Annotated in this window: 7 protein-coding genes; 2 read left to right on the top strand and 5 right to left on the bottom strand. The window is 56.6% G+C overall.

Annotated features, from left to right (window positions below):
* Positions 1-3,621: DUF4011 domain-containing protein (locus EN906_RS11665; RefSeq protein WP_127375184.1), on the bottom strand; the 3,621-nt coding region annotated here is incomplete at its 3' end.
* Positions 3,622-4,257: 636 nt separating this feature from the next.
* Between EN906_RS11665 and EN906_RS11660 the strand changes: the two genes are divergently transcribed.
* The gene (locus EN906_RS11660; protein WP_082826711.1) at positions 4,258-4,671 is read left to right on the top strand and encodes a MucR family transcriptional regulator; all 414 of its coding nucleotides are present in this window, start codon (positions 4,258-4,260) and stop codon (positions 4,669-4,671) included.
* A gap of 34 nt (positions 4,672-4,705) precedes the next feature.
* Positions 4,706-5,536 (top strand): thermonuclease family protein, encoded by an 831-nt coding sequence (locus tag EN906_RS11655; RefSeq protein WP_127224212.1) that lies wholly within the window; start codon positions 4,706-4,708, stop codon positions 5,534-5,536.
* Between the two features lie 13 nt (positions 5,537-5,549).
* Here the strand turns inward: EN906_RS11655 and EN906_RS11650 are convergent, their stop codons facing one another.
* The 4 genes from EN906_RS11650 to EN906_RS37250 all read right to left on the bottom strand — a co-directional run.
* Entirely contained in the window at positions 5,550-6,695 is a 1,146-nt protein-coding gene (locus EN906_RS11650; protein WP_095770037.1) for a DUF4236 domain-containing protein, read from the bottom strand.
* Between the two features lie 50 nt (positions 6,696-6,745).
* Positions 6,746-7,795, bottom strand: a complete 1,050-nt coding sequence (locus tag EN906_RS11645; protein WP_082826712.1) for a hypothetical protein — start codon at positions 7,793-7,795, stop codon at positions 6,746-6,748.
* The gene (locus EN906_RS11640; RefSeq protein ID WP_063169428.1) at positions 7,792-9,108 is read right to left on the bottom strand and encodes a hypothetical protein; all 1,317 of its coding nucleotides are present in this window, start codon (positions 9,106-9,108) and stop codon (positions 7,792-7,794) included. Before EN906_RS11640 ends, EN906_RS11645 begins: the two co-directional genes overlap by 4 nt.
* Positions 9,108-9,877, bottom strand: a 770-nt coding sequence (locus EN906_RS37250; protein ID WP_164777151.1) for a hypothetical protein, incomplete at its 5' end; no start/stop codon positions are given. The genes EN906_RS37250 and EN906_RS11640, both read right to left, overlap by 1 nt.

The following is a 9,877-nucleotide window of genomic DNA, read 5'->3' as shown; positions in this document are numbered from 1 at the left end:
CATCATGAACACTGGCTTCAGCGCCTGGATGGCAGGGCCTGCCTTCTGCATCAATTGCCGGATGGGCATGTGGCCTCGTCTGCGCGCCATCTCAGAACGAAGCAGTCCGACAGGTCCAGCTCCGCCGTCTCTTGAAGGAATTTTCCGGTGATGAGCCGTTACAACTTCGATGGCGCCGGCCTTGATGCGCTGGCGGTCCAGATCTGCGAAGTCACGTACAGCCCTGGAATGCAGTTCCCCGTCGAACCTTGCCAGCTCCGGCTCATCGGTCGCCATCGCCAGAAACATTCGTTCGTAGTAGGCCATATCAAAAACTGATCGAGCCGATCCTGTTGTAATCTGGCCGTTGGCTAGGCCGTCTATCAACTGTCCCAGTCCAGCCTTTCGGGCCGTTTCGGATCGCTCTTCATAGGCAACCCATTTCGAGAGCTGCTCCTGATGATCGAGCCAACCCTGCAGCCGAGAAACGACCTCGCCTATCGCGACGTCCGGAAAATCGACTACTCCAAACAAGGAGGGAGCATCGGCTTTCAAATCCCCTGTAAGCGCCTTCAATTCCCGCGCTGCCGCTTGGGCCGCTTCACGTGCTGAACGTGCCGAGTTTGCGATCTCGATTCTTTCAGGCAACCGCGCAGCCAGATGTCGGATCGAGCCATTTTCTTTCAGCCAAAGCTCGGCTTGCGTGAGAGCGGCCCAATCGGATCCTCGACCGTGCCACGACGAGCCGAATACGAACTTGCCAAGGCTCTCTCCCGCATCGATCCCTTGAGCAAGTGCTTGTAGTCTGCCTAGTCGGCGCAGTAGCTCCACCCGCTCAGTGATTAGATCCGGAACGTCAGTCAGAACCTGTCGTGACGCATCATCGGCTTGAGCTACAGTGCTCGCCTTCGCTTCCATCAGTTGCAGCGAGGCCCGCTCGGCGGAAGCCACGTCGCCTAGCATGGATGACGCGAGGTGCCCGAGATCGTTCCAGAAACCTTCGATAATTGGCCGACCGATTTCGATAACCTTGCGAACGCGCGCTGCACGCGCACCGGCCTCGGAGCGTTCCGCCATCCGGCCGGCGATAATCCGAGGTTCGGGGCCTAGCCCTCGTAGAGTCCGCATCCACTCCACTAGCGCGAGCAGTGGCGCGGAAGCCGATCGCTCCCCACGCCAATCTGCCCCGAAGGCGGAACGGCCAAAAGCGTCGCCTTCGCGGACTCTTGCTGCGGCAGCCTGACCCTTCATCAAAAGGTCGAGGAGACCAACTATCTGCGTCGCAGGCGCGCTAGGGTCGACCACAATAGTCCGCGCAAGTGCTGTGGCGCGACGGTAGTCGCCGTTCAATGCTTTCAATATTCCCGTGTGTGTGGCGAGCGCCTGCCGCGCCGCGGCCACCTCGGTGCTCCACGCCGCGTCAACAACCTTGCCCTGAAGGTCGGCTCTGGCAGCCTCAAGCGTCGCTACGCTGTCGGCAAGGTCGCCTGCCTGCTCAAGTCCGGAGTCCCAAACGGTGGCTGCGAAGGCCTCCGGACTTGCGTCAGGTGCTGCCGCTACTCGCTCGCCGGTCACGGCCAGCCTGAGCAAGCCTGCCAACGTGTCTGGCAATATCGCCGATCCGAGTTCCTGATTCAGGCGCTCAGCTTCTTCCCTCAAGCGTGGGAGCAGAATGGTGAGCTGTCGCGCACGATGGAAACCATCTTTCGGAAATTCCGAGGGAAGCTTTGCAAGCTCTGTCTCGAGACCTTCAATTGGCGTGTCGATAGCCGTTGCCGCCAACTGCTCCGAAAGTTCCTCGGACTTGCGGGCGAAATCCGTTCCTGACCAGAGAAGCGATGAAATGTCTTTCGGACGCTCATCCCATACCGGCGAGACGAGCGCCTCGGCAGGAAGTCCAGGCGCGGACGCGAGAAGCTCAGCGCGATCTTCTATCTCGCCGCTGTCGCTGAGAATTTTCGGAGGCTCGGCCTTGATCCGCTCAGCGATACCGACCAGTTTGGCGTGCAGTGCCTTGGCTTGGTCCAGCAACGCCGCGATGCGTGGGACGAGCCTCTCAATGGTCGTTGGAAGAACGACATCCAGGCCAACTCCCCGCCACGGGTGGTGGATCGGCAAGCCGATCTCGTTGATCCGCTGAGAGACCTCATCGAGCAATTTGCGACGTTGCGAAACGCCGTCAGTTGTCCAGCTTGTGGCATCCGTAAGTTCGATGTCCACTGGTTTCTGACCGACCTGCCTTAGTCGGGTTAGCTGGCCGAGAACCTGATAAGGAGTGAGTTCGGACGCTCCGAACGCAACGTGCATTCGTGCAGCATGTGCGTTGAGTTTATCGCGAGCCTCCAGCAAGCGATCAGTTAGGGAAGAAGGAAGCTGGCCCCTGGGCGATCCGAGTTGCCAGGTTCGCCGCAGCTCCTCTAGCATCATGCGCTTGTTCGCCTTGTTACTATGCAGCTCAAGGCAGGCGTCCCCCACCCCAGCAGTGTCAAGCCGTCGCTTGACGACCTCCAGCGCTGCCATCTTTTCGGCCACGAACAGCACGGTCTTTCCGTCGGCAACGGCCGACCCAATAATGTTTGCGATCGTCTGCGATTTTCCTGTCCCAGGCGGACCTTGGATAACGAGGTCGCGACCTTTTCTGACGTCATGGATCGCCAGTGTCTGAGAACTGTCACTGTCGACGATATGCAACATTTCGGCGGGCGCAATGTGCGGATCAATCGCTATGTCGTCCGACATAAGCGGCTCGCGTGTTTCGAAACCATCTGAAAGAAGCGAGCGGATCTTCGGTTGTTCGATAATCTTTGCGCCATCGGGCCAGAGATCCGGATCCAGATCACGGTACATCAAGAACTTCGCAAACGAGAAGAAGCCGAGCACCATATCGTCGCGAAGCACCTCCCAACCCTCTTTGGTCGAAATTGCTTCGGCAACGGCATCGAGATAGGCCGAGACGTCGAAGTCATCTCCCACCTCAAAACGCGGCAGAGCGAGCTTGTGAATGCGGTCGAGATAGAGTTCCAAGGAGAGGTTTGCGGTAAGATCTTCCGGCCGGGCTCGTAGGCGGAATTTTTCTCCAGCGGCCCCTCGCTCAAGCCGAACCGGCACCAAAATGAGGGGGGCCTGACGGATGTTCTCTTTGTTGTTCGGGTCAATCCACTTCAGCATTCCAAGGGCCAGAAAGAGGATATTGACGCCCTGCTCTTCCTCGAGTGTGCGGGCATCATGGTAGAGATCAAGGAGCCGCCGCTGCAGCCCAGTTGGGGTCATACGCGTCTGCAGCTTGGTGTCCGAGTGCCGCGCGGATATCCCTCTGTTATCGACTCCATCGTCCTCTGGTTGGGCGAGAGCGACGGGGGAATAGTCGATCTCTTCGTCTGGAGGGCTGCTTTCATCCTGGCCCGCTTTCGGCCTATCGGGCTTGCCGGCCAGGAAGGTAAAAGCCTTTCCTTCGGTCACCAGCAATCGATAAATTTCGGACGACTTCTCATCGACGATATCGATCGTCTTCGCGCTCTTGGAAAACCGCGGCACATTCAAAAGTCGATTGCGGGCGGAAAGATCGAGCAACTCCATCCTGGCGCGCTCGAGTTTCTCCTTTAGAGGGAGATCGCTTTGGAAGACTGACTGTTTTACGTCCAAGACTTACATCCCCTTTGAAAGGAGAACCAGCTAGAGCCCGCGTAGAGCGTTCGCGCAAGAAAAAACAGCCGTGTTCAATTAGAAACGACTGCGATCACTTCTGGACACCGTCCAATATTGCGACGTGTGATATGGGTCAGAGCCTGCATTCTTGGCCCCCTTTGCCTAGTCGCTATCCGACGAGGATTCTCGCTCCCTGCCCCCGTATTTAGCCGCCTCCACAATGTCTTTTTCTGACACAGAGAGTCCGTTGCGGACCCGAATGGCTCCCGCACTTGGAACGCGGTCCAATTCAGATCCAGTCTTTGCCTTATCCTTCTGGGGCTTAACCTCCGGCGGCGGGTCTTTCGAAAATGTCATGCGTAGGTCCTACTCGTCCAAATCTAAATGCATCCGCCTGTGAGCCTCAAGCCGCTTTCCTGGTCATACAAAGAAAACGCCGCGCCCAATCAATCCACCGTCTCTCGTGGTTCCGCATTCTGATTGGCGCTTTAACATTCATCACTATTAGCGCCTGGCATTTAGTATCCTCCCTCTACTGGTTTTTTTAGCCGATAAGTAATAGATCGGGATTTCACTGCAGAAGTCCGGAGCCATGAAGTGACTGACGAAATCCAAAATACGGCCACCGCGCTGATGGAGCTTACCGCCGATATCGTTGCGGCTTATGTGAGCAAGAATTCAGTGCCGGTCTCCTCATTGCCGGACCTTATTGCCAGCATCAATTCGTCATTAGCGCGTATCGGCCAGCCGTCCGAACCGGAAAAACCCGACCAAGTTCCCGCGGTCAACCCCAAGCGCTCAGTCACTCCAGACTACATCGTCTGCCTCGAAGACGGCAAAAAGTTCAAGTCCCTCAAGAGACACTTGAACACGCATTTTGGACTGACGCCCGACGCCTATCGCCAAAAATGGGGCCTCTCCAACGATTACCCCATGGTCGCGCCTAACTATTCAGCCAATCGCTCCAGATTGGCAAAATCGATTGGCCTCGGTCGCACAGCAGCCGCGCCCAAGAAAGCAGCAGCCAAGAAGTCAAAGACGCGCTAGCAAAACATTTGGCAGCTTCGCAAAGGATCGAAAATTGAATCGCGATCGCTATTCCCATCGCCGCAGCTCGCGGCCAAGACGCGGCCGGGTTTCAATTATGCGCAAGCGTTTCTTTTCACATAAATCATTAGCCGCGATCCTGGTGATCACGCTAGCAGTGGGCGCTTATGTCACCTCCTACTTTACAGGGTGGGGCAACCAGATCGCGGGACCCAATACAGCAAGCGCACTCGGGTCAAAACCGAAGCCTATCGTCGGCGTAGCGTCCATCGTTGACGGGGACACGATCGAGATCCACGGACAGCGTATTCGTTTCAATGGCATCGACGCACCTGAAAGCAGCCAAAACTGCAGCGACGCAAGCGGGCAAGAATACCCATGCGGCCGCAAATCCGCAGAAGCACTGGACATCTTCCTCAGTCAATCCCGACCCATCCAGTGCAACTTTGTTTCGTGGGATCGTTACAACCGCTTCGTTGGTGATTGTCAGCGGGCGGACGGTGCTAGCATTGCGTCTTGGATGGTCGAACAGGGTTATGCCCTGGATTGGCCTCGATACAGCCATGGTAGTTACGCGTCACAACAGGCAGATGCCCAAAGGGCCAAGATTGGCATCTGGGTTGGCACTTTCACAGCCCCTTGGGATTGGCGAGCAACACATGCAGCCAACAATAAACCCGGTAATGACACATCCTACGGCCTTACAGGCCGTCGCCAAATAGCTCAGAGCTATTCGTGTCAACCGCGTCGCTATTGTAAGCAAATCTCCTCATGCGATGAGGCGCGCTGGTATCTCAATAACTGTAGCTGGGGACCCAAATTGGACCGGGACGGCGACGGAATTCCGTGCGAAGGCATTTGCTGACCAAGCCAATTCCTTAGCGCGCTTTCAGCAAGCCGGACTGGCCACCAGCGTTTCGGTGCATTTGCGCGAGTGCCAATAGAGCCTGGCAAAAGGGCTGGCTGACGTTTGTCTTGGAAAATTCCACCAGCTCGTTGAGCCCGGATGGGCTAGAAAACCGCAAGGCTTCGTAGCGACAGACAGGGATCTGCCGATTATCTCTGAAGCGTTTGTCGGGTCCGCCATTCTTATTGGGATGAGCCCAGGTATAGCTCACGATCTCAGCATCAGATGGAACTTTGCCGGTCTCAATAAAATTGCTGGGGGCAAATTGCGTCCTGAGGTCTCCATACCCAACGGCACCGTACTGGTTTCCGTCCTTCACCAAAATCATGTCTGGCATGAAATAAAGGATTTGCCGGCCGACGTGTATCGACGGTGGTGTGACATTGCTGCGAACAACCGTCGGCAAGGAAGCTTGGAGCGTCGTCGACTTTTTATCGACCAACATCGTGGCTCCCGCATTGCGCTTCCAAGTCGTCAGATCCTCTATCTTGCCACCAGCCGCGACATGCCAACTCGCCGCGCAGCGTGTGAGCGTGTCAAAGGCGGCGACAAGTCGCCCGTAGGCCGCCTCCGCGTCCTGCTCCAAATCATAGTAGAGCACGCTCACCCGGCGGTAGCTGTCCAACCAGTTGCCAATAAGCATGCCCGGCAAAAAGGCAGCAATACCGATCAGCGCCACCCCACCTCCCAGCATTGCGCCTGCGATCAATCCGGCGATCCCAAACAGCACGGCCAGGATGAGCGACATTCGCGTCTGCGATTGCCTCGCATTGATTTCATCAAGCACATTGGCAAATGTCTCATCACGCATCTCGATCACATCGGCGGACTCGATTTCTCTCATCACGACGCCACCGCTGACATATTCCACGGGTGAGGATGTTGGATGGGGCTTTGGCCCAGATGGGAATTCAGACAGTTGCAGCGTCTGCTTGGCGCTGCGCTTTCCCAAAGTGCCTCGGTAGTAGAGACCGCCGACGCCTGCATGAATATAATGCCCTCGTGGGCCAGTCCCGATACGAAGACCTTGCACGCCAACGGACGCGCCAACCCCGCCAGACGAGAAGTTAAAGCGGAAAGGTCCCGCACTAATCGATTTTCGAACGTAAAACCCCATCCCCGCAATCCCCCCCAAGCCCTGTGAGCGAAACCCAAGGGCAGTTCGCCTCACAACTTTGGTACCGGAACCAGTCCAATATCTGTCTCTCGCGAACGTTGCCTGACCCTGATCTCAATTCGCCTCCTCGCCTTGACGTCGCCGGCCTGTGCGCCGTCGGTGAGCCGGTCGCCAGGCAATATCAACTGGCCGCCGGACATTGGCAGGATGGTGAAGCCTTTCAGTTCCGGCATATCGCGCAGGATGCCTGTGACGGAGATCGCTCGCGCTAATCCAAGCCCGGCATTGTCGGCAGGATGGAGTGTGCCAATGTCCATCTTGCGCGCCAGTACGGGCTGAAGGCCTCTGTCCATATTCGATGAGTCACCGGACATCGCCTGCTCGTCCGTGTGGCCAATCACCTCAATGACGTCCACACCATAGGAAGTTGCAATTCCAGCAATGGTCTTCGACATCTGCCGCAACTTCGTTTTGAAGCCACCGGAAAGCTCCGCACTTCCAGTATCGAAATTATAGCCATCGAGCTCGCTAAGACTGATGATCGGTGGCCAATCGTGTGGCTTGTCAGCAGAGGCCTCGTTCCTTGCCTTCTTCAGTGCGTCAGCAAGATCCTTGGACGTCTTGCCCGTGCCAACGTAGCCGAGCTCGCGCAGAACCTTCATCTTCTCGATCATGGCTTTGGCCTGATCAACGTCGACGTCGTTGTCAGAGAGGACTTTGGCGGCCGGCGCGCTTTTCACCGCTTCCTCAAGGGTCAGTCCCACTTTTTTGATTGCCTCTGCGGCCTCTTTGGCCCGGACCAATTCACGCCATTCTTGATCTGGTACATTGCGTCGACTTGCAGGCTTGACCATGGCATTCAGCTGAGCCAGCAACCGCTTGTTTTCCTCGTCAAGCTTGCGAGCGTTCTCATTGAGGGACTGCGCAATCTTCTGCGCTGCCGCAGCCTCTTTCTTTGTCTTGGCGATGAGCGCGCCTGCAGCAAGCAAAAGGCAGAAAACGAGAAGCAGCATCGTCTCAGCCATCGTCAGGCCGAGTATCAGGCCGCGGCCATAGCCCTTGCGCTCAAACGTAATGGCTGTTCCGCTAACCTCACTCACCTGCCCCACCAACTTGCTCTCTTTGGCGGTTCACCCTTCTCCACCTCCGCCGGACTGCTTAACGATCGGAAGGTGTCGCCCTCCGTGTCATCCGAAACCTTGATTGGCGTCTCCACAGGGGAGGCAACAGTGGAAGGTGCCGCCACTCGCTCGACATCGTTCGCTATCGCATTGCTCAGAGGCTGGGGCGTGCGCACGGCCGGGAGGCTATGTTGTGTAAGGGTTGCGACGAGGCCGCGTGTTTCATTGCTGTGTTTCTGCATCACAGCCATGAACTCCTCAGTCAAACGCTGCTGCGCTTGGACAGTTTCTGCGGTCTTTTCTGCGGCCGCTGCCGCTCTCTCCACTCCAGTCGCCACCTTGATCACTGCGTCGGCAAGACCGGTCATCCGCGTTTGCTGCTCTTGCGAGGCTGTTTCGGTTTTTATCGCATATTGTGCGACAGCATTACCCAGGAGCTTGACCATCGGCGCCAGATCGTTCTTCAGCACCTCATCAGGAACAACCACCTTTTCCAGCTTGGCAGCCATATTGTCGGCTTGATTACCGAGCTTTCCAACAGAGTTGGACATCGAGCTGTTGGCTTTATCCAGCAAATCCGCTGCAGCTCCAACGCGGTTCGCTATCGAAGCAAACTGGGTTTCGACTTGCCCGAAATTGTGCTGCAACGCGTCACTGAGCTTGGCAGACGCCTCTTGGACAGGCTTGATCGATTCCATGGCAATATTGTCCAGGGCAGATCGAATGTGCTCCCCATTGCGTGCCGCTTGCTCGGCAATCTCTGCAAAGCCCTCTTCGAGCATTTGATGGCTGACACGACGAAAGTCGGCGAACTCCCTGGTTACGCTTTCCATCTCGGCTCTTACACGCCGTGTCATGTCGGCAAGTTCGTGCCTCGCCGTTCGCTCAATGTCCGCGGGATCGCGCCGCATCTGATTGTAGAAAACCCTCAGAGCAATACCGGTGATCGTCGACGTGATCGCGATGCCAAAATTTTGGACGATCGTGTCGGTTGAGCCTTCCGTTCCAAACTGAAACAGCGAGACCCCAAGGCTCGTCAGGGTGAACAGGAAGCCCATATAGTAGAGGTTATCGCCGGTCTGCTCGTCGTGCAGTTGTAGCTTTCCAGCAAAGATCGAAACCCCGAGATAGAAAAACATCAGGCAGGCCGGTGCTACCGCCGCGACGATCGGATTTACGCCTGAGAGTTTTGCAATGGCGATGAATACACACCCGCCGAGTGTCAATGCCGCGAAAACCACGACCGGCAGACGTGGATGATCCAGCAAAGGTTTGTCGTGCGCTCTCGCCATCAGTTTAACCCATCCAAGCCAACCAGCTTTTCGAACTCGCCGTGATGGTTCTGGACCCAATGTGTCCAGAACTCCGCGTGATCCAGGGTCTGAAATGGCTTCTTTGCCCGATCGATATAAAGAATTGTGATGCCCACCCCATCCAGCGACGTCCCATATGTGCGGTCGGCGGCGCTGTTGAGGTATTTTTGGTAATCCAGTCCCGATCGGTACTGCGAGTAAATCGTCGTATGCTCGATCATGTCAGAGGCGACCACCAATCGCTTGGGACTGCCCTGTTTGGCCAAGCTGCTATCGAAGAGCGACAGCTTGATTTTCTGAATTCCAGCCATGATCGGAGATTGGCTCGCGGAAGCCGCATTCGGGATTTCATCGGGAAGTTTGTTCAAAGGATCGCCGAAGGCGTTTTCCCACTTCTTTTGACGCCGCGCAGGATTGTTGGTCCAACTATCGACGGTCGACCCATCACCGGGATTGCATCCATCGAACATCACCGTCAGCTCACCAGGCGCCGAGCTCAGGGTATAAATCCTCACATACCCACCCGGCTCGACCTGCCCAATGGTCTTTCGGAACTCGTTCTTGAGATCAGCCATCGTCGTTGCCGAAATTGGATCAGTGGCGTCGATGAGGACGGCGGTCAGGCTGGAGGGTCCGTCCAATGGGCAATTCGTGTTGGCGTCGATATGGCCATTGCCAGACCTGGTCCACATCCAGCCGAAGCCGGCCAACATCGCAACGGATAGCACACCAAGGGCAATGGCCGCGG

This window comes from Mesorhizobium sp. M7A.F.Ca.CA.004.06.1.1 (assembly GCF_003999135.1).
GTDB lineage: Bacteria > Pseudomonadota > Alphaproteobacteria > Rhizobiales > Rhizobiaceae > Mesorhizobium.
The sequence above is the reverse complement of the archived record's forward strand: the minus strand, read 5'-3'. Positions and strand labels throughout refer to the sequence as shown.